A 20996-nucleotide genomic window follows, 5' to 3' on the forward strand; every position below is an offset into this window, starting at 1 on the left:
AAGTCCGCATTTGATAGGTTTTTATAGGCCAAACTCATAGGTCTTTGCATTTCTTAATTTTTCCGTCGCATCCCCAAATCAAATTGCCTAACGTAAGCCTGTTGTGAGGCGTGGCGTTTGTCGGATTCCCTGAACGGCCGACTGGCGCTTTAGTTGCAGATGAAGTAATTAGTATAAAAGAACCCATCTTTGGAGCGGGAGGCTTCGTTGACTGGCGTAAGCAAGGGTGAAACCAAGCTAGCGATCGATAATCAGAGCGAACAAAGGGCCCAACACTGGGGCCTGTTGGCGTCTGTTCTTGTTGCTCCGCCATCGGCGGACATGCTTTCCGCTGTCGCAAGTCTGACGGGTGATGACACCGCCTTGGGTCAAGCTTACCAACGGTTGGCCAGCGCGGCTGAGGTTGCCGATGCGGCCGCGGTTGAGCGCGAGTTTTTCGAGCTTTTTGTGGGTGTAGGCCGGGGCGAGCTTCTGCCCTACGCCTCCTTCTATCTGACCGGGTTTCTGAACGAACGGCCGCTCGCCGATCTACGCCGTGATCTGGCGGTGATGGGCATTGAACGCGCCAAGGATCGTCACGAGCCCGAAGATCACATCGCAAGTCTGTCTGAGATCATGGCGGGTTTGGCCTCGGGTGAATTCAGCGCCGATGCGCTTGGCTGTGGCGCGGCTGGCGAGGCCGGGTTCTTCGCCCGGCATTTGGAGCCATGGGCACCGCAGTTCTTTGACGATCTCGCTGTTGCACCAAGTGCGGATTTCTTCCGCCATGTCGCAGAGATCGGCAGCCTGTTCACCGATATCGAAATCCGTGCCTTCGAACTGGCGCGCAAGCAGGACGGGACCGCTTCGGCGGTGACCGCCCATTAACGTAACAAACGCAATCTTCGGCGGGCGCATCTTCGCAGCGCCCGCTCATAAGGGAGGTCTCAATGGTCGAGAAGAAGGCGAAACCTGAAGGAATAAGCCGCCGAGGCTTTGTTGGCGCAATGGCTGGTGTATCCGTCGGCGCCGTTGCGGCCGGTTCGGCCCGCCCGGCCTTTGCTGAGGAAGTCGGGGATGAGCGCACCAAGCAGCGCTATCAGGAAAGCGACCATGTGCTCGCCTTCTACCGCACCAACCGCTACTATGAGGGACGCTGAACATGCTGGTCAAACGTAGATCCGCCACCGCGGCCCGCCCGGGCCTTCAATCCTTTTCTCAATCCGTGGCTGCACGCCCTGTCGACCGCCGGTCCTTCCTGCGGGGCTCGGGCCTGGCCGTCGGTGGCCTGGCCGCCGTCAGCGCCATCGGTGCTGGCACGATGCGCCGCGCCGAAGCTGGCCCGACCGATTTCAGCCAGCCGATTGAGGTTCGCACCAACATCTGTACGCACTGTTCGGTGGGCTGCACGGTGAAGGCCGAAGTCCAAGAGGGCGTTTGGGTCGGTCAGGAACCCGCCTGGAAAAGCCCGATCAACCGCGGCACCCACTGCGCCAAAGGCGCGTCGGTGCGTGAGCTGGTCCATGGGGATCGCCGCTTGAAATACCCGATGAAGAAAGAGAACGGCGAATGGGTCCGGATCTCTTGGGAGCAGGCGATCGACGAGGTCGGTGAGAAGATGCTGGAAGTGCGCGAGCGCAGCGGCGCCGATGCCGCCTATCTGCTCGGCTCGGCCAAGTTCTCAAACGAAGGCGCTTATCTGTTCCGCAAATTCGCGGCCTTCTGGGGCACCAACAATGTCGACCACCAGGCGCGGATTTGTCACTCGACCACGGTTGCAGGTGTTGCCAACACCTGGGGCTACGGCGCGATGACGAACTCTTACAACGACATCCGCAACTCCAAGACCATCGTCTTCATGGGCTCGAATGCGGCCGAAGCGCACCCCGTTTCGCTGCAGCACATCCTGACCGGTAAGGAAACCAACCGCGCCAATGTGATCGTGCTCGACCCGCGCTTCACACGGACCGCGGCCCACGCCACCGATTACATCCGGATGCGTCCCGGCACCGATATCGCTGTGATCTGGGGCATCATGTGGCACATCTTCGAGAATGGCTGGGAAGATACCGAGTTCATCGACCAGCGTGTTTGGGGGATGGAGCAGATTCGCGAAGCCGTACAGGCCTATCCGCCGGAAGAGGTGGAGCGCATTACCGGCATCCCGGGCGCGACGCTGGAACGTGTGGCGCAGACCTTTGCGACGCAGCGCCCGTCGACCTTCATCTGGTGCATGGGCGGCACGCAGCACACCGTGGGCACCGCCAACGTGCGGACCTATTGCAACCTGCTGCTAGCCACCGGCAATGTTGGCAACATGGGCAATGGCGCGAACATCTTCCGCGGTCACTGCAACGTGCAGGGTGCCACGGATTTCGGCCTCGATATCGGGTCGCTGCCTTGCTACTACGGCCTGTCCGAGGGCGGTTGGCGGCACTGGTCCCGCGTTTGGGATGTGCCGTATGAGTCGCTCCGGGCTCGGTTCGACGCCGTGCCGGCCAAAGGTGGTCGCGATGCACGGACGGCGCAGGAGAACATGAGCGTTCCTGGCATTCCATCGACCCGTTGGTTCGATGCGGCAACGCTGGATTCCGAAGAAGTCGATCAGCGTGACAATGTCAAAGCGATGATCGTGTTCGGCCATGGCGGTAACACGGTGCCCAGGATGGGTGCCTCGAAAGTTGGGATGGACGCGCTTGACCTGCTGGTCGTGGCCGACCCGCACCCGACGACGTTTGCCGCGCTGCACGACCGGACCGACAACACCTACCTGCTGCCGATTTCGACCCAGTTCGAATGTGATGGCAGCCGGACCGCCTCGAACCGCTCGGTTCAATGGGGTGAGAAAGTTGTCGAGCCGATCTTCGAGAGCGACAATGACTACGCCGTAATCTATCGCCTGGCCGAGCGTCTCGGTTTTGCCGATGAGATGTTCAAGAACTACGAGATGGTTCAGGGCAAGTTCTCGATGGAGCCGACGGCGGAATCGATCCTTGAAGAGATCAACCGTGGTGGTTGGTCGACCGGCTATACCGGTCAGTCGCCGGAGCGCCTAAAGGCGCATATGGCGAACCAGGATCAGTTCGACCTGGTCACACTGCGCGCCTTTGACGATGCGCCGGAAGAGGTCGCGGGCGACTATTACGGCCTTCCCTGGCCCTGCTGGGGCACGCCCGAGATGCGCCATCCCGGAACGCATATCCTCTATAACCCGAATATTCCGGTTGCAGAGGGCGGCGGCGGCTTCCGTCCGCGCTTCGGTCTCGAACGCGACGGTCAGACGCTCCTGGCCGAGGGCAGCTACCCGCCTGGATCGGATATCGAGGATGGCTACCCGCAGTTCACCTATGGCGTGCTGCAAAGCCTTGGCTGGGATAGTGAGTTGACCCCGGACGAGTTGGCGACGATCCAGCGTATCGGTGGCAATGATCCCGAACGGATGGCTTCGGTCAGTTGGTCGCTCGACCTCTCTGGCGGTATCCAGCGTGTCGCGATCGCCCATGGCTGTGTGCCCTTCGGCAACGGCAAGGCCCGCGCCGTGGCGTGGAACTTGCCCGACCCGATCCCGGTCCACCGCGAGCCGATCTACAGCCCGCGCCCCGATCTGGTCGCCGACTACCCGACCCGCGACGATGGGCGTCAGTTCCGCGTGCCGAATATCGGCCACACGATCCAGGCGTCCGCCGTGGATCGCGACGTTGCCAGCGATTTCCCCATCGTGCTCACCTCGGGCCGACTTGTGGAATACGAAGGTGGCGGCGAAGAAACCCGCTCCAACCCGTGGTTGGCCGAGCTGCAGCAGGACATGTTCGTCGAGGTCAACCCGGCGGATGCGGAAAGCCGCGGTATCGTCGATGGCGGTTGGGTCTGGGTTAAAGGCCCGGAGATGGACAGCCGCGCCCGCGTCAAAGCGCTCGTCACCGAGCGTGTGGCACCCGGCGTTGCCTTTATGCCGTTCCACTTCGCAGGCTGGTTCCAGGGCGAAGATCAGCGCGCCAAATACCCCGAAGGCACCGACCCGGTGGTTCTGGGTGAAAGCGTCAACACTGTAACCACCTACGGCTACGACCCGGTGACCGGTATGCACGAAGGCAAAGTGACCCTTTGCCAGATCGAGACCGCGTAAGAGAGGAATAGAACAATGCCAAGAATGAAGTTTCTTTGCGACGCGGACCGCTGCATCGAATGCAACGCCTGTGTCACCGCGTGTAAGAACGAGCACGAGGTGCCCTGGGGCATCAACCGGCGCCGCGTGGTCACCATCAATGACGGCCTGCCGGGCGAACGCTCGGTCTCGATGGCCTGCATGCACTGCACCGACGCGCCCTGCGCGGCGGTGTGCCCGGTGGATTGCTTCTACACCACGGATGACGCGGTGGTGCTGCACTCCAAGGACACCTGCATCGGCTGCGGCTATTGCTTCTACGCCTGCCCGTTCGGCGCACCGCAATACCCGCGAGTCGGCAATTTCGGCACGCGCGGCAAGATGGACAAATGCACCTATTGTGCCGGTGGCCCGGAAGCCGACATGACCGAAGCGGAATACGTCAAATACGGCGCAAACCGTCTTGCGGAAGGCAAACTGCCGCTCTGCGCCGAGATGTGTTCCACCAAGGCGCTTCTGGCCGGTGATGGCGACATCATCGCCGACATCTATCGCGAACGTGTCGTGACGCGAGGGTATGGCTCCGGTGCCTGGGGCTGGCGCAGCGCCTATGGCGAAACCGTATCTGTCTAAGGGGGGTAGACATATGACCATTCATACCAAGATGGCCCGCCTTGTTGCGGTCCTAGCTCTCGGGCTCTTTGCCCTGTTTGCGCAGCCGCAGGCGGCGCAGGCTCAGGACATCGTCAACCCGACGGCGCAATCGGTGACTGAAGACGCGCTTCTTGGAGCGCTCAGCGGTGATGCGCAGGTGCAAGGCCGGGTCACGATCCCGGATGATCTGTCGTCCGGGCTGATCAAACCCGGCAACCGGAACTGGGCGGATACCCATGGCGGTCCAGTGCGCACCACGACCTTGATTGCCGTCGTGGGCATGCTCGCTGTGCTGGTGGCGTTCTACCTGATCCGCGGCAAGATCCGGATCGATTCCGGTCCGTCGAGTGAGCGCATTTTGCGTTTCACCTCGATGGAACGTTTTGCCCATTGGCTGATGGCCGTGTCGTTCATCGTGCTGGCGATCACTGGTCTGAACCTGGTGTTCGGGCGGGCAGTAATCCTGCCGCTCTTTGGCGAAGGCGTGTTTGGCACGCTATCGGCCTGGGGCAAGGTTGCCCATAACTACATGGGCTTTGCCTTCATGCTCGGCCTGCTTCTGTCGTTCCTTTATTGGGTCGTGCACAACATCCCAGACAAGGTTGACCTTAAATGGCTCAGCCAGGGTGGTGGTCTTTTTGTGAAAGGCGTTCACCCGCCGGCCAAGAAGTTCAACGCTGGTCAGAAGGGCATCTTCTGGTCCGTGACCATCGGTGGCGCGGCGCTGTCCTTTACCGGCGTGATGCTGCTTTTCCCCGAGATGGCTGGTGGTGAGGCCGGCTGGCAACTCTATCAGGTGATCCACGGCATCGTTGCCGCGGTCCTGACCGCGATTGTCATCGCGCATATCTATATCGGTTCTGTCGGTATGGAGGGTGCTTACGATGCGATGGGCTCTGGCGAGGTTGATCTCAACTGGGCGAAAGAACACCATTCCCTCTGGGTGGATGAGGTTCAAAGCAAACAATCCCAAGACGGCGGCGAAGCGGGGTCACGCCCCGCCACGCAGCCTGCCGAGTGACTGATCCCGCCATGGCCGGGGCGCATTGATGCCTCGGCCATGGCACCAAAGCAGACCGTGCCTTCCTGCTTTTGCGAGATGCAAAGAAATGACCTCCATGATGGATGATGCCGACCTGCTTGCCGCCGCCCGCGAGGCGCTGGACGGGCTGATCTTGCCGGACGGCACCCCGCTTCTGGAGGCGAAAACCGTGTCTGGGCCGGTCTTGTCCGGCGGGCGGATGTCTCTCGCCATCTCGATCAAAGAGGCAGAGGCCGCAACCTATACCGATATTCGTGCCAAGGCCGAAGCGGCCCTGCGTGCCGCGCCCGGCGGCGATGGTGCCATCGTGGTGCTGACCGCTGAGAAAGCCGCCGCCCCCGCGCCGCCAAATCTTGGTAAGGCCAAAACACCCGCCGCGAAACCGCCCGTGCTGTCCGGTGTCCGTCACGTGATCGCTGTGGCCTCGGGCAAAGGCGGGGTGGGGAAGTCGACGACCTCGGTCAATCTGGCTCTGGGCCTGCGCGCCTTGGGTCTGAAGGTTGGCATTCTCGATGCTGATATTCACGGCCCGTCCTTGCCGACGCTCCTGGCGCTCCATGGTCGGCCTCGGCTTGGCAAAGACCGCCGCCTGCGCCCGATGCAGGCGTACGGTCTCGAAGCGATGTCGATGGGGCTGATGGTCGACGAAGAAACCGCGATGGTTTGGCGCGGCCCTATGGTCATGTCGGCGATCACGCAGATGCTGTCGGATGTCGATTGGGGCGAGCTCGATGTCCTGGTCATCGACATGCCGCCAGGCACCGGCGATGCACAACTCGCGATTGCGCAAGGCACGGACCTCGCTGGCGCCGTTATCGTTTCGACCCCGCAAGACCTCGCCCTGATCGACGCCCGCCGTGGGATCGCCATGTTCCGCAAAGTCGATGTCCCGATCCTAGGCGTTATCGAAAACATGGCGCATTTCGTTTGCCCCGATTGCGGGAGCCAGCACGCGCTGTTCGGTAGCGGTGGCGCGGCGGCCGAAGCGGCGCGTCTCGACGTGCCCTATCTGGGCGCTATACCGTTGACCACGGACCTCCGCACCGCCTCGGATAGTGGTCAGCCGATTGTCGCGCGGGATCCGGATGGCCCGCTTGGTATGGTATATACAGATATGGCCCGAACACTTTGGAGCACGCTTGATGCCGCTCCGCACTCACAACAGAAAACTCTACAAGGAGTATGAACCATGAAAGCTTTCATCGCCTCACTCGTCATCGGGGTCTTCATTGCCGGCGGAGCCTCCTTTGTTCTGAACGGTAATTTTCAAGTTGATGCGCATACGGCCTTCACCACCGAAGGGGCACGGGTCGGCAACCCCGGCGACAATCTGATCAACTACTGATTTGGCCGCGTCCGGCACCACCCGCATAGCTTTTGCGGCGGGTCTCGCGCTGCTGCTTGCGGTCGCGCCACCCGTACTGGCGGAGGATCTCCGCGGCCATGGCGGCCCGGTCCGCGCCCTCGCGGTGGACGGAAGCCGCGTGGTCTCCGGCTCTTTCGACACGCGGGCGATTGTCTGGGACGGCATCGTCGCCAGTCAAATCACCCGTGCCCATGCCGGTGCGGTGACGGCGGTTCTGCCGCTACCGGATGGACGCTTTGCCTCCGGCGGACAAGACGGACATGTCGCGATCTGGGGCAGGGGGGTAGACCCGCTCAGCTTTGAGTCCTGGCACGATATGCCAGTGGCCGATCTCGCGCCCTGGGCGGGCGGGATCGCGTCGGGCTCTTGGAATGGGCAGATCGCGCTTTGGGATGGCGAGGACGCACCGCGCTATCTTGACGGGCATCAGGGGCAGGTCACCGGGCTTGCGGCTTTTGGCGATGGTCTGGCCAGTGTCGGCTCCGATCTGCGCCTGCGCCTTTGGAATGCAGATGGCAGCGCCGCCTCGGTCACCGATTTACCAGCGCCGCCGAGTGATCTGGCGACCGACGGGGATGCGATCTTCATCGCCGGTGCCGATGGCTTCTTGCGGCGCGTCGTGCCGGGGCAGCCGAAGCAGACCCTGGAGCTCACGACGCGACCTCTTCTCGCGGTGGCCACCGGCGGCGGGCAGGTCGCAGTGTCGGACATGACCGGCGCGGTTTGGCTGATCGATCCGCAGACGCTAGAGATCCGCTCCGAGATCGCGACCGGTCAAGGCGCGGTCTGGGCGCTTGCGCTGAGCGATGACGGTTTGTGGACGGGCGGGAATGATGGCTGGATTCGGCGCTGGTCGCCCGAGGGTGCACCTCTTGGAACCGGTGCGGGTGTGCCAGAGCCGACCTTGACCAACCCACGCGGGGCCGAAGTGTTCCAAGCCTGCGCCGTCTGCCACACGCTGACCCCCGATGACGGGCAGCGCGCTGGCCCGACGCTTCACAATGTGTTCGGGCGGCGGATCGGCACCGCGCCGGGCTATGATTATTCCGACGCCTTGCTGGAACTCGACATCGTTTGGACGCCGCAGACAGTGTCGGAACTGTTCGAGTTCGGGCCCGACGCCTACACTCCCGGCAGTCGGATGCCGGAACAGCGTGTGCCGAGCGCGGCGGACCGCGCCGCCTTGATCGAGTTTCTTGAAACGGCGACGCGTTAAGCGCCGCCAAAATCTTCTAGATGAATCGGAGAAAGCTGATGAGCGAAGACTACAACATGTCGATGCGGAAGTTCCTCAAGCAGGTCGGCGTCACATCGCAACAGGCCATCGAAGACGCGATGCGCTCAGCCGGCGTCGACGCGACCGCTGGCAAAAGCTTCACCGCGACCATGACCCTCAAGGTCGATGGGCTTGATCTGGAACATCGCGTCGAAGGGAAGATCAGCGGGCGCGACGAAGACTAACGCATCGCGCAACCCGTTCGCGTCATGGGGCGTCGCCGGATGGGGCGAACGCATTGAGACAGAAAAACGCCGCCTCGAATGTTCGGGGCGGCGTTTCGTATTGAGTTTTGACGCTGACGTCGTCCAGCAGCCCTTATTGCGGGACCGCGCTGTGCACGAAGAGGGTCTCATCCAGAACGGTATAAGCGTTGATCAGTTCCTCGCCGCGTGGGCCGACCAGCCAGGCTTCCAACTCCATGACGGCATCATTGTTTACATGCGGATGCCGCTCAGGGTTCACAGGCAAGAGCGAGTAGGGGTTGAACATCTCCGGGTCGCCCGAGAAGAGCAGCGCCAGATCGCCTTTGTTGCCGAAGGTCAGCCAGGTGGCCCGATCCGACAGGATGTAGGCGTTCAGCCCCGAGGCGGTATTGAGCGCCGCGCCCATGCCTACGCCAACAGCGTTATAGGAACCACCCAGGGTCTCTGGGTCGACGCCCGCGCCAGCCCAAAGGGCCAGTTCCTTTTGATGTGTGCCGCTATTGTCGCCGCGAGAGACAAAAGCCGCGTCAACCTCGGCGATCTGGGCCAGAGCGCCGGCGGCTGTCTCGGCCGAGGCGACGTCTGCCGGGTCGCCAGACGGGCCAACCAGGACGAAATCGTTATACATGATCTCCCGCCAATGGGTCGCATGTCCGGCGGCCACGAAGGCCTCCTCAGCAGGGCGGGAATGCACGAGCACTGCGTCGACATCGCCGGCTTCGCCGAGGCGCAGGGCTTGCCCCGTGCCAACAACAAGAAGCTCAACTTCGATACCAAGCTCCTCTTGGATTTCTGGTAGAAGAACATCCGCGAGACCGGAGTTTTCAAACGATGTCGTGACGGCCATGCGCACCGTCTCCGCCAGTGCGGGTGCGGTAGACAGGGCAAGGGCGAGGGCGGCAATTAAAGCTCGGTTTTTCATACAGTTACTCCACGATCTGACCATTGAGAAAGGCGTGTGCTTCGGGCGTTTCTGGCGTTGAGAAGAATCTCTCTGCCGGACCTGTTTCGTGCACGCAACCATTGAGCATGAAAACTATTTCATCTGCAAGCCTTGCCGCTTGCCCAAGGTCATGTGTCGACATGACGATGCGCGTATCGCGGCTCTTTGCATCGGTCAGAATGGCCTCGATCTCACGCGTGGCGCGCCCATCAAGATTGGCGCAGGGCTCATCGAGAAACAGGATTTCGGGTTGCCGGATCAGAGCCCGCGCCAGGGCCAGCTTTTGCTTCTCACCGCCGGAGAGCACGCCCGCGGATCGGTCAAGCGCATGGCCGAGGCCCACTTGTTCGGCAATCTCTCGGGCGCGTTTGCGGGCTTCTGCCCGTTTTGTGCCGGCCACGGTCAGGGCATATGCGATGGAGTCGGTGACACTGCGGCGCATCATCGTCGGGGTCTGAAAGACGAAGGCCAGTTTGGTCCGGACTTCAGCTTCGGGGATCGACCAAATCAAGCTGCCACGTGCCGGACGTTCCAAACCCTGCATCAACCTCAAGAGGGTCGTCTTGCCAGACCCGTTCGGACCCAAAACAATCGTGACACCGGTTTTGCCGAGCGTCAGGTCAATCGGGCCGATCAGCCGTGTGCCGCGCCGTTTAACCTCGGCAGCCTCAACGCGCAGGGGGAGGATCGAATTCACCATGTTGCCGAACTCTCCGTCCGCGAGAGCGAGTGAATGAGGAGATTGACCGCGATCGCGAGGGCGATCAGCACAAACCCAAGGCCAAGCGCGAGGGCAAAGTTCCCTTTCCCGGTCTCAAGCGCGATGGCCGTTGTCAGCACCCGAGTGGCATTATCGATATTCCCGCCAACGATCATAATCGCGCCGACCTCGCCGATCCCACGCCCGAACCCCGCCAGGCAGGCCGTCAGAAGCGCGCGCCGTGCATCCCAGAGCAGGGTCGCCACCCGTTGGCGCTTGGTGGTGTTCAGCGAAATGAGCAGGTCATGGTACTCCGACCACAAATCCCGGATTGCCTGATGCGCGATGGAGGCGATGAGCGGCGTGACGATAATCACCTGGGCAATGATCATCGCGGTTGGCGTGAACAAAAGCCCCAACACGCCTAAGGGTCCGGCCCGGCTGAGGATGACATAGACGATCAAACCGACAACGACAGGCGGCAGCCCCATCAACGCGTTGAGGAGCGCGATCACCAAACGCCGCGAGCGGAACCGGTTCACCGCCAGCCATGCCCCAAGCGGCAAGCCAATCGCCGCCGCGATGACAACCGCCGTGATTGTGACCTGCAATGATCGCAGGGTGATTTCGACCAGTTCCGGGTCAAGCACAACAATCAGCCGCGCAGCCTCGACAAGCCCCTCGACAATTTCATTCATTCGTTGCGGCGTTTCATTTTGTTGCACTTGAAAGTCATTGACATGTGATACCATTTTATCCGTCGGACGAAAGGGCAATTTCCCCGCGTTTGATGTGGGGTTGGAATGGCATCGCTTGCGTCGGAAGAGTGGTGTCTTGTTTTGGGCGTTCTAAGAGCTTTTTGCGCCAGCCAACCGCACAGCGCTCAGTGCCGGATACATGGCCCGAAACCCCGATAGCCTCGCCATCAAGGCATCCGTTTCGCTTGTCGCGGGCTCGAACGAGGTTTTGACCTCTGGCTTCGTTATGATTGCGCCCTCTCGGGTGACGCCATGGGCAACGGCGGCCAGGCGCGCGGCCCCAAGCGCCGGGCCGATTTGGGCACCATCGCTGCGCCCGATCCGGCAGCCTGTCACGGTCGCGATCGTCTGCATCAGAAAATCGCTTTGTGTGCCGCCGCCAATCGCCAAAAGACTGTCGCAGGTGGTTCCGGCGGTTCGGAGCGCCGCCATTGCATCGGCGAAGGTGAAAGCGATGGCCTCCACCACGGCGCGCATCAAGCCGCCAGGTGTTGTATTCTCTCCAAGGCCGGCAAAACCGCCGCGGATCTCGGTGTCGCCATGGGGGGTACGCTCGCCTGTGAGATAGGGGAGGAAAATCGGCCCGGGTTCGGCAGACTCTGCCTCGGCAAGAAGGTCAGCGATGGGCCGGTCGAGAAGCTCTGCAAGCCATGCGATCGGACGCGCGCCGTTGAGCATTGCCGCCATCTGGAACCAGTGATCGGGAACCGTATGCGCATAGGCATGGATGCGGCTCTCGGGGTTCGGGCGGTATTCTGACGTGGTGACGAACAGCTGACCGGAGGTGCCGAGAGAGATGAAACCGTCACCCGCTGAGACCGCGCCGATCCCGACGGCGCCGGCCGCCGCATCGCCACCGCCCGCCGCGATCGGCACGCCAACCGGCAGCCCAAGCGCCGCGGCGGCCTCTGGCAGAATTGCGCCCGCGGTTTCGGAGCCGTACATAACCTCCGGCAACCAGGTCGGATCAGTCGCGCTGATCTCGCACATGCGGGCTGACCAGGTTCGCGTCCGTTCATCGAACCACGAGGTGCCTGCGGCATCCGACGGATCGGTGACAAACCGACCGTGGAGTCGAAAGCCGATATAGTCTTTTGGCAGCAACACGTGTGCGACCTTCGCGTGCTGCTCTAGTGCGTGGCGGGCAAGCCAAAGAAGTTTCGGCGCAGTGAACCCCGCCATGGGCAAAACGCCGGTGATATTGGCCGCCAGCGGCTCTGCCGCGATGATCTCGGCGCATTCGGCAATGGCTCTGGCGTCGTTCCACAAGATTGCGGGCCGGACGGGGTGCCCGTCTTTGTCCAGCAGGACGGCGCCATGCATCTGTCCCGACAAGCCGATTGCGCGAATCTCGGACCGAACGTCCGGGGGCAATCCTTGTACCGCCTCACAGGTGGCCGCCCACCAGGAGGCGCAATCCTGCTCGCTTGCGCCGTCGAACGGGTGATGCAGATCGAGGGGGTAAGACGTCATCGCCGCGACGCCGCCATTGGGCCGCATTGCACAGACTTTGACCGCCGAGGTTCCTAAATCGATACCCAGATACATTGCGCCTCCGCCGTTGAGAGCCGGCCCTGATAAGGGCATATTCCGTCTTCGCTTCGGGGGCCTTTCAGCGCTGTCCTGCGCCAATGTCGATCCCGCGAAGCCGGGCCAGTGCTGCCACGGCAGCGATTAGAACTTTACTCGCGTAATGTTTTGCAGGTTTTATTGGGGGCGTGGCAAGCCATATCCTCGGCTCGTAGAGAAATGATCGATACAAAGGCGATCCAATGAGTGAGCAAAAGATCCGCAATATGGAAGAGTTTGCGGCGGTGACCGGACTGTCGCGGCCGACGGTTTCCAAGTATTTCAACGACCCCGACAGTGTGCGGTCGTCGACGCGCACGCGGATCGAAGCGGCCTTGGAGCGCTATGATTTTCGTCCGAATATCTATGCCGTCAATCAGAACCGGCGCCTGACCAAGAATATCGGGATCGTCGTGCCCTACCTCGCAGACCCTGTGTTCGCAGAACATGCCCGCAGTCTTGAGATCCTCTGCACCGAGGCGGGGTTCCGGCCCATCCTGCTCAGCTCCCATGGCGGCAGTGGGCAAGAGCGCGAGAACCTCGACAGTCTTCGGTCGCTCAAACCCGCGGGTGTGTTGTTGGCACCGCTTGGGCGATCTTCGGATAAACGGGCGATTGAACGCTTCTGTCGCGATGTGCCCACGGTGCTTTTTGACAGTAATATTGAGGGGATGGGCGAAGCGTTCATTGGGTCCGATAATGCGAGTTTCGTCAATCAGACGGTGGATTATCTCTGCCGGAGCGGCGAGCCGCCCTGTTTTTTCGAGATGCGCACGCCCGCCAATCCGAATGCCAACAAGCGGCGGATTGCCTATATCGACGCGATGGCGCGCCATGGTGAGGAGCCGGTCGTGATCAGTATCGAAGGCGACGGCTGGGGCTTTGAGGAAATCGGGCGTCAGGGGGCGCATACCGCGATTGCCGCGGGCGATTTCAAGACCAACACCATCCTGTGCAGCAACGACCGGCTGGCGATTGGTGTTCTGGCGGCCTGTTACGAGCGGGGTCTGCGAGTCGGTCGGGGGGCCGGATTCGCGCTGCGGGTGGCTTCACATGACGATCATCCGTTTTCGCGCTTTACCTGCCCCGCCTTGACGACGGCGGCGCATAACTATGCTTCGGTGGCAGAGAGCAGTGTCGAAACCCTCTTTGAACTCATTGAAAACGGCGGGCATTTCCGGACACGGCCGGAGACGCTTTTTCCCGCGCATCTGGTTGTTAGGGCATCGGCGTGACCTTCAAAATTTACGCGCGTAAAAATTAAGTTGACGCGCGTATGATTCGGGCGCAATCTTTGGCGCATAACATCCAACCAGGGAGGATACGGATGTACCTGAAGACCGCGCTTGGCGCGTCGAGTGCGCTTGCGCTCTGCGTTGCCGCCACCGCCGCGATGGCGGAGTCCCATGCCACAACCATCACAATCGCCACCGTGAACAACGGCGATATGATCCGGATGCAGGGCTACACCGATCAATTCACCGACCAGACCGGCATCAATGTCGAATGGGTGACGCTGGAAGAGAACGTGCTGCGTCAGCGTGTGACCACAGACATCACCACAAATGGTGGTCAGTTCGACATCATGACCATCGGTATGTACGAGACCCCGATCTGGGGCGCAAATGGCTGGCTCGTACCGCTCGACAACCTATCGGAAGAATATGACGTCGACGACATTCTGCCTGCCATGCGTGGTGGGCTCAGCCATGACGGCACGCTTTATGCCGCGCCATTCTATGGCGAAAGCTCCATGGTCATGTACCGCACCGACCTGATGGAAGCCGCCGGGCTAGAGATGCCTGACGCGCCGACATGGGAGTTCATCCGCGAAGCTGCGGCCGCCATGACCGACCGCGACAACGACATCAACGGCATCTGCCTGCGTGGCAAGGCCGGTTGGGGTGAGGGCGGGGCCTTCATCACCGTCACCGCCAACTCTTTCGGGGCACGCTGGTTCGATGAAGACTGGAACGCGCAGTTTGATCAGCCGGAATGGGCCGAAGCGCTGAACTTCTTTGTCGATATGATGAGCGAGTCTGGCCCTCCTGGCTACGCAACGAATGGGTTCAACGAAAACCTGTCGCTGTTCCAGCAAGGCCGCTGTGGCATGTGGATCGACGCGACTGTCGCGGCGTCTTTCGTGACCAACCCCGACGACTCCACTGTTGCCGACTCCGTCAGCTTCGCCCTGGCCCCCGATACCGGCCTTGGCAAACGGTCCAACTGGCTTTGGGCCTGGGCCCTGGCGATCCCGGCGGGCACGCAGCAAGCTGATGCCGCGTTGCAGTTCATCGAATGGGCCACATCGACCGGCTATATCGAGCTTGTCGCTGAAAACGAAGGTTGGGCCAATGTGCCGCCGGGCGCGCGCACCTCGCTCTACGAGACCCCGGAATATCAAGAGGTCCCGTTTGCGCAGATGACGCTCGACTCGATCAACGCGGCGGATCCGACGAACCCGACCGTCGATCCGGTGCCCTATGTCGGCATCCAGTTCGTCGCCATTCCGGAGTTCGCTGGTATCGCCACCGAGGTCAGCCAGGAATTCTCGGCGGCCTATGCGGGTCAGCAGACCGTTGAAGAGGCTCTCGAAAATGCCCAGGCGCTGACCAACGACGCGATGGAAGCGGCGGGCTACCGCTAAACCTTCGCGCACGCAGCTCCGTGGGGCGGGTCCGTCCTGCCTCACGGGTTTTCTCGGCCAATCCTGCTAATCTGTCACTGTCCCGCGCGGGATCTGCCCCGCCAACATGAGAGATGTCCCCATGGCGACCCAACATTCCCGTTCTGCAGCAAGACTGATGATGGCGCCCGCCGTGATCCTGCTCCTGGGCTGGATGCTGGTGCCGCTGACCATGACGCTCTACTTCTCGTTCAAGAGATACCTGCCGATGCGGGGGGACTCGCTGGAACGGGGCCTCGATTGGGTCGGGTTTGAGAATTACGTCCGCTTCATCGGATCAAGCTCGTTTTGGCCAAGCGTGCAGGCCACGCTCCTGATCGTCGGTGGGGTTTTGGTCATCACGGTGGTTCTGGGCGTTCTGCTGGCGATCCTTCTCGACCAACCGTTCTGGGGGCAGGGCATCGTCCGAATCCTCGTGATCGCACCCTTCTTCGTGATGCCAACGGTGACCGCGCTGGTCTGGAAGAACATGTTCATGGACCCGGTGAACGGCATGTTCGCCCATCTGTGGCGGTTCTTCGGGGCTGAGCCAGTCTCTTGGCTCTCGGACGCCTCGGTGGAGTCGATCATCCTGATCGTGTCCTGGCAGTGGCTGCCCTTTGCGACGCTGATCTTGCTCACCGCGATCCAGTCGCTCGACAGTGAACAGCTTGAGGCCGCTGAGATGGACGGCGCCCCGGTTCTGGCCCGCTTCTTCTATATTGTGCTGCCGCATCTGGGGCGGGCGATCACCATCGTTATCCTGATCCAGACGATCTTCCTTTTGTCGATTTTCGCCGAAATCTTCGTGACCACGGGCGGGTCCTTCGGCACCCGGACGCTGACCTATCTGATCTTCCAGCGGGTCGTGGACAGCCAGAATATCGGCCTCGGATCGGCGGGCGGTGTCTACGCCATCATCCTCGCCAATATCATCGCGCTCTTCCTGATGCGCATCGTTGGCAAGAACTTGGATCGGTAGGGGGCGGATATGGCACGCGCAGTTTCCACACGTCGCAAGATCATCACCACCACAGTTGCTTGGGTGATCGGGCTGCTGATCTTCTTTCCAATATATTGGACGATCCTGACCAGCTTCAAAACCGAAGCGCAAGCCATCGCTAACCCGCCGCTGTTTTTCAACTTCGATTGGACGCTGGAAAACTACAGCGTTGTGCAGGAGCGCTCGGACTATATGCGCTTCCTGTGGAACTCGGTGATCATCGCCGGCGGCTCGACGCTTCTGGGCATCCTGATCGCGGTGCCCGCCGCCTGGTCCATGGCTTTTGTCCCGTCACGCCGGACCAAGGACATCCTGCTCTGGATGCTGTCCACCAAAATGCTGCCCGCTGTTGGCGTGCTCTACCCGATTTCGCTTATCTTCGTGCAGTTCAACCTGCTCGACACCCGTATCGGCCTGATCCTGGTGCTGATGCTGATCAACCTGCCGATCATCGTCTGGATGCTCTACACCTATTTCAAGGAAATCCCGGTCGATATCCTCGAAGCGGCGCGTATGGACGGGGCAGGCTTGCGCGAGGAAATCCTCTTCGTGCTGACGCCCATGGCGATCCCAGGCATTGCCTCCACCATCCTGTTGAATGTCATTCTCGCGTGGAACGAGGCGTTCTGGACGCTAAACCTGACGGCGGCTGGCGCAGCCCCGCTCACCGCGTTCATCGCCAGCTATTCCAGCCCCGAGGGCCTGTTTTACGCCAAGCTCAGCGCGGCCTCGACTATGGCGATCGCGCCGATCCTCATCCTTGGCTGGTTCAGCCAGAAACAACTCGTCCGCGGCCTGACCTTCGGCGCGGTGAAATAAGGGAGCGGACCGATGGGACGCATCACACTCGACAAGGTCCGCAAATCCTTCGGGGAGGTGGAGGTCATTCCACCGCTCGATCTGACCATCGAAGACGGGGAGTTTGTGGTCTTTGTCGGCCCATCGGGCTGCGGCAAGTCCACGCTTCTGCGCCTGATCGCGGGGCTTGAGGATGTCAGCGGCGGGGAAATCCGCATCGACGGGCAGGACGCGACCGAGGTGCCGCCCGCCAAGCGCGGCCTCGCCATGGTGTTTCAGAGCTACGCGCTGTACCCGCATATGTCTGTGCGAAAGAACATCGCTTTCCCGCTGCGCATGGCGAAACTGGATGCTGCCGAGCAGAAACGTAGGGTCGAGGCGGCGGCGGATGTGTTGAACCTCACTGACTATCTCGACCGGCGGCCTGGGCAGCTTTCGGGCGGGCAGCGGCAACGGGTCGCTATCGGGCGCGCCATTGTGCGCGAACCGGCGGCGTTTCTGTTTGACGAGCCGCTCTCGAACCTCGACGCGGCGCTTCGCGTCGGTATGCGGCTGGAAATCTCAGAGCTGCATGAACGGCTCAAGACCACGATGATCTATGTCACCCACGATCAGGTCGAGGCCATGACCATGGCTGACAAGATCGTGGTGCTGCGTGCTGGCAATATCGAGCAGGTCGGATCGCCACTGGAGCTTTACCGCACCCCACGCAACCTCTTCGTTGCCGGGTTCATCGGCTCGCCCAAGATGAACTTGATCGGCGGGGCCATCGCCGCCGCACAGAATGCCACGACCATCGGCATCCGGCCCGAACATGTGCGTGTGTCGTCGGAGGCGGGCGACTGGCCAGGCAAGGTAGGTGTCTCGGAGCATCTGGGCTCCGACACATTTTTCCATGTCACCTGCGAGGGGATCGACGAACCGGTGACCGTGCGCGTTGGCGGCGAGGTTGATCTGCATTACGGAGATCAAATCTTCCTAAGCCCAGACCTTGACCATCTGCACCGGTTCGGCGCTGACGGACTCCGGATCGCGTGATGCGACTGGAGGGTAAATCGGCGCTGATCACGGGGGCGGCCCGTGGCATCGGCAGGGCCTTTGCCGAGGCCTATGTTCGCGAAGGGGCGCGCGTTGCGATTGCGGATATCGACATTGCGCGCGCGCGTACCACGGCGGCGGAGATCGGGGACGCGGCTATTGCCGTTGAGTTGGATGTAACCAAGCAGGACAGCATCGACGCAGCGGTGACCGAGACGGTCGCGCATTTAGGCCAGATCGACATCCTGATCAACAACGCCGCGATTTTCACCGCCGCGCCCCTTATCGAGATCGACCGCGCCGACTATCAGCGCGTTTTCGAAATCAATGTGAGCGGCACGCTCTTCATGATGCAGGCCGTTGCCCGGCATATGATCGACCAGGGCATCAAAGGCCGGATCATCAACATGGCCTCGCAGGCTGGCCGGCGTGGTGAGGCCTTGGTTGCTGTTTACTGCGCCACAAAGGCCGCAGTGATCAGCCTGACGCAATCGGCGGGCCTAAACCTTATCCAACACGGCATCAATGTGAACGCGATCGCGCCGGGTGTGGTTGATGGAGAGCATTGGGATGGCGTTGACGCATTCTTCGCCAAATACGAGGGCAAAGCGCCCGGCCAGAAGAAGAAGGAAGTGGGTGAAGCCGTGCCCTACGGGCGTATGGGACGGGCCGAAGACCTTACCGGCATGGCGATTTTCTTGGCCAGCGATGAGGCCGATTACATCGTCGCGCAATGCTACAATGTCGATGGCGGTCAATGGATGAGCTGAAGCCAGATCAGGCACCGGCTCCGGTGCCTTTGTCGAACGCGACGCTCGACCATCTCCCTGCGGGTGTCGACCAACCGACCTATGACCGGACCCTTCTGACCCCCGGGATCGTGCATATCGGGCTGGGCAATTTCCACCGGGCGCATCAGGCCTGGTATCTGCATCGCTTGATGCAACAGGGAGAGGCGCTGGATTGGGCCATTCTCGGCGCAGGTGTCCGCCCATACGACGCCGAAATGCGGCAGAAACTGATCGCGCAGGATTGCCTCACAACGCTGATTGAACTGGCCCCCGACCAGTGTTCCGCCGAAGTGACCGGCCCGATGATCGACTATCTGCCAATCGAAGAGGGCAACGGCCCGCTGATTGCCGCGATGGCCGATCCCGCGATCCGCATCGTCGCGCTCACCGTGACGGAGGGGGGGTATTACATCGACCCCGTGTCGGGCGGCCTCGACATCACACATCCCGATATACGCCATGATGCCGAGACGCCTCGGCGCCCGCACACCGCCTTCGGCGCCATGGTCGCCGCCTTGCGTCTGCGGCGGGCGAACGGTCACCCGCCTTTCACGGGGCTAAGCTGCGACAATCTCAGCGGCAATGGGGCGATCCTGCGTCGCACCGTGACGGGGCTTGCGCGGCTGAGTGATCCCGACCTTGCCGATTGGATTGATGCCGAGGGGGCGTTCCCCAACTCGATGGTCGATTGCATCGTGCCTGCGACCGGCCCCGCAGAACTCTCACGCGCGCGGGATTTCGGCATCACCGACGCGGCCCCGGTGAGCCACGAAAACTTCCGGCAATGGGTTCTGGAAGATACGTTCTGCGCCGGTCGTCCGGATTTGGACAAGATCGGTGCGACCTTCACCGACGACGTGCATCCCTACGAAATGATGAAGATCCGCATTCTCAATGGCGGGCATCAGGTCTTGGCCAATGCAGGCGAACTTCTGTCTCTCGCCACCATCGCCGATTGTATGGCGCATGCACCGCTATTGGCCTTCTTTCGCAAGGTTCAGACAGAAGAGATCCTGCCCTATGTCAACGTGGTTCCCGGCCTAACTGCTGAGGCGTATCTCGCCCTGATCGAACGCCGCTTTTCCAACCCGGCGATCCGAGACACGACCCGCCGGGTGGCCTTCGACGGGTCGTCTCGCCATCCGGGCTTCATCCTTCCAGTGCTGCGAAGCGCGCGCGCTGAAGGCGGGTCTATTGAGGGGCTTGCCCTCGTCGAGGCACTTTGGGCGCGCATGTGCGCCGGAGTCCGAGAGGACGGAACAGAGATCGAAGCGAACGACCCGCAATGGACGCAGCTTCAACGCGTGGCCGAAGAGGCCAAGATCCGACCCCTGGCATGGCTCGAACAAGCTGGATTTTACGGCGATCTTGCGGATGATCCGGTTTTCTCGCAGACGTTTGAACGCTGGCTCGCCCTGATCTGGCGGCGCGGGCCCCAAGAGGCGCTTGCGACATATCTCGACCGGGCTTGAAGTGCGGCAGGGCGCTGCCGTCCCGAGACAATGCCGTCGGCTGGGCTTGTCGGCTTGCAGTAGGGCAGAGCCTCCGAGACGCTGCGCGTAATCGGTAGGAGGGGCAGGACAAGGCGACCATCGGGATCGTTTGCACCCTGATCAGAAGCTGGCCAGCAGGCGTGTGAACGCGTCGGTTCCTTATGATACTCCCTGGTTCGTGCCACATCGGTTCCATTCTGATCTTCCGTTTCCCAGACGCCAAGACAGATCTCAGCAATGGTGGGCGATTTGGGATATCCCTTTGATTTAATGATGCTTTTCCAGGCCTGACGGATTGTCGCACGATGGCAATTGGGATGACTATTTGAGCTCAGTATCGGTTGCCTTTACGCCACACGCTCATAAAAATTCATTTTGATGATTTGCATGGTCTACATGAATGGCTGCGGCGCGCATACATGAACATAATCTCTTGTAGATGCAACTGTGTGTTTTCGAGCCTTGGCCGCAGGTGTCCGGTCGAGCAAGAAATGGAAAGGAGCGGAGGCTTGAGGCAGTTTCATTCGGTTCGCTGCGCCGTTCAAGCGCAGGCTGATTTCCACGAGCTATGGCATGGGCCTTCGCAGTTGGTAGATCGGGTCACCTTGAT

Annotated in this window: 20 protein-coding genes; 16 read left to right on the forward strand and 4 right to left on the reverse strand. The window is 61.4% G+C overall.

Annotated features, from left to right (window positions below; genetic code table 11):
* Positions 1-321 precede the first annotated feature (321 nt).
* The 9 genes from GTF44_RS14370 to GTF44_RS14410 all read left to right on the forward strand — a co-directional run bounded on the left by GTF44_RS14370 (position 322) and on the right by GTF44_RS14410 (position 8607).
* Positions 322-867: a molecular chaperone gene (locus GTF44_RS14370; RefSeq protein ID WP_171561991.1), complete on the forward strand. Its 546-nt coding sequence runs from the start codon at positions 322-324 to the stop codon at positions 865-867.
* Between the two features lie 62 nt (positions 868-929).
* Complete coding sequence (locus GTF44_RS14375; RefSeq protein ID WP_145216927.1) at positions 930-1139, forward strand: hypothetical protein; 210 nt, start codon at positions 930-932, stop codon at positions 1137-1139.
* 2 nt (positions 1140-1141) lie between these two features.
* The gene (locus tag GTF44_RS14380; protein WP_171561990.1) at positions 1142-4105 is read left to right on the forward strand and encodes a formate dehydrogenase subunit alpha; all 2964 of its coding nucleotides are present in this window, start codon (positions 1142-1144) and stop codon (positions 4103-4105) included.
* A 15-nt stretch (positions 4106-4120) separates the two neighbouring features.
* Complete coding sequence (gene fdh3B / locus GTF44_RS14385; RefSeq protein ID WP_145216933.1) at positions 4121-4717, forward strand: formate dehydrogenase FDH3 subunit beta; 597 nt, start codon at positions 4121-4123, stop codon at positions 4715-4717.
* 13 nt (positions 4718-4730) lie between these two features.
* Positions 4731-5759 (forward strand): formate dehydrogenase subunit gamma, encoded by a 1029-nt coding sequence (locus GTF44_RS14390; RefSeq protein ID WP_171561988.1) that lies wholly within the window; start codon positions 4731-4733, stop codon positions 5757-5759.
* A gap of 97 nt (positions 5760-5856) precedes the next feature.
* Positions 5857-6966, forward strand: a complete 1110-nt coding sequence (locus GTF44_RS14395) for an Mrp/NBP35 family ATP-binding protein (protein WP_171561986.1) — start codon at positions 5857-5859, stop codon at positions 6964-6966.
* Between the two features lie 3 nt (positions 6967-6969).
* Complete coding sequence (locus GTF44_RS14400) at positions 6970-7125, forward strand: hypothetical protein (RefSeq protein ID WP_171561985.1); 156 nt, start codon at positions 6970-6972, stop codon at positions 7123-7125.
* 1 nt (position 7126) lies between these two features.
* Positions 7127-8362: a c-type cytochrome gene (locus GTF44_RS14405; RefSeq protein ID WP_216365160.1), complete on the forward strand. Its 1236-nt coding sequence runs from the start codon at positions 7127-7129 to the stop codon at positions 8360-8362.
* Between the two features lie 38 nt (positions 8363-8400).
* Positions 8401-8607 carry a DUF6494 family protein gene (locus tag GTF44_RS14410; protein ID WP_145216939.1) on the forward strand — a complete coding sequence of 69 codons (207 nt, stop codon included), beginning with the start codon at positions 8401-8403 and terminating at the stop codon, positions 8605-8607.
* 133 nt (positions 8608-8740) lie between these two features.
* Here GTF44_RS14410 and GTF44_RS14415 read toward each other — a convergent pair whose 3' ends face one another.
* From GTF44_RS14415 to xylB, 4 genes are all read right to left on the reverse strand, one after another.
* Positions 8741-9550, reverse strand: coding sequence for a substrate-binding domain-containing protein (locus GTF44_RS14415; RefSeq protein WP_171561983.1), 810 nt, complete (start codon positions 9548-9550; stop codon positions 8741-8743).
* 4 nt (positions 9551-9554) lie between these two features.
* On the reverse strand, positions 9555-10271 hold the full coding sequence (locus tag GTF44_RS14420) for an energy-coupling factor ABC transporter ATP-binding protein (protein ID WP_171561981.1): 717 nt from the start codon (positions 10269-10271) through the stop codon (positions 9555-9557).
* Complete coding sequence (locus GTF44_RS14425; protein ID WP_145216950.1) at positions 10265-10969, reverse strand: ABC transporter permease; 705 nt, start codon at positions 10967-10969, stop codon at positions 10265-10267. Before GTF44_RS14425 ends, GTF44_RS14420 begins: the two co-directional genes overlap by 7 nt.
* A gap of 150 nt (positions 10970-11119) precedes the next feature.
* Positions 11120-12577, reverse strand: coding sequence for a xylulokinase (gene xylB, locus GTF44_RS14430; protein WP_171561972.1), 1458 nt, complete (start codon positions 12575-12577; stop codon positions 11120-11122).
* 224 nt (positions 12578-12801) lie between these two features.
* On the opposite strand from xylB, the gene GTF44_RS14435 reads away from it, so the two are divergent.
* The 7 genes from GTF44_RS14435 to GTF44_RS14465 all read left to right on the forward strand — a co-directional run bounded on the left by GTF44_RS14435 (position 12802) and on the right by GTF44_RS14465 (position 20365).
* Positions 12802-13833 carry a LacI family DNA-binding transcriptional regulator gene (locus GTF44_RS14435; RefSeq protein ID WP_171561970.1) on the forward strand — a complete coding sequence of 344 codons (1032 nt, stop codon included), beginning with the start codon at positions 12802-12804 and terminating at the stop codon, positions 13831-13833.
* Positions 13834-13925: 92 nt separating this feature from the next.
* Entirely contained in the window at positions 13926-15245 is a 1320-nt protein-coding gene (locus GTF44_RS14440) for a sugar ABC transporter substrate-binding protein (RefSeq protein WP_145216959.1), read from the forward strand.
* Positions 15246-15366: 121 nt separating this feature from the next.
* Positions 15367-16245 (forward strand): carbohydrate ABC transporter permease, encoded by an 879-nt coding sequence (locus GTF44_RS14445; protein ID WP_145216962.1) that lies wholly within the window; start codon positions 15367-15369, stop codon positions 16243-16245.
* Between the two features lie 9 nt (positions 16246-16254).
* Positions 16255-17085, forward strand: a complete 831-nt coding sequence (locus GTF44_RS14450) for a carbohydrate ABC transporter permease (RefSeq protein ID WP_171561969.1) — start codon at positions 16255-16257, stop codon at positions 17083-17085.
* Between the two features lie 12 nt (positions 17086-17097).
* Positions 17098-18102 (forward strand): ABC transporter ATP-binding protein, encoded by a 1005-nt coding sequence (locus GTF44_RS14455; protein ID WP_171561967.1) that lies wholly within the window; start codon positions 17098-17100, stop codon positions 18100-18102.
* Complete coding sequence (locus GTF44_RS14460; protein WP_367383410.1) at positions 18099-18872, forward strand: L-iditol 2-dehydrogenase; 774 nt, start codon at positions 18099-18101, stop codon at positions 18870-18872. The genes GTF44_RS14455 and GTF44_RS14460 overlap by 4 nt, the downstream gene beginning before the upstream one ends.
* On the forward strand, positions 18860-20365 hold the full coding sequence (locus GTF44_RS14465; protein ID WP_171561965.1) for a mannitol dehydrogenase family protein: 1506 nt from the start codon (positions 18860-18862) through the stop codon (positions 20363-20365). Before GTF44_RS14460 ends, GTF44_RS14465 begins: the two co-directional genes overlap by 13 nt.
* Positions 20366-20996 lie beyond the last annotated feature (631 nt).

Source organism: Roseobacter sp. HKCCD6576-2, from assembly GCF_013179285.1.
In the GTDB taxonomy this organism is placed as follows: domain Bacteria; phylum Pseudomonadota; class Alphaproteobacteria; order Rhodobacterales; family Rhodobacteraceae; genus Rhodophyticola; species Rhodophyticola oceani.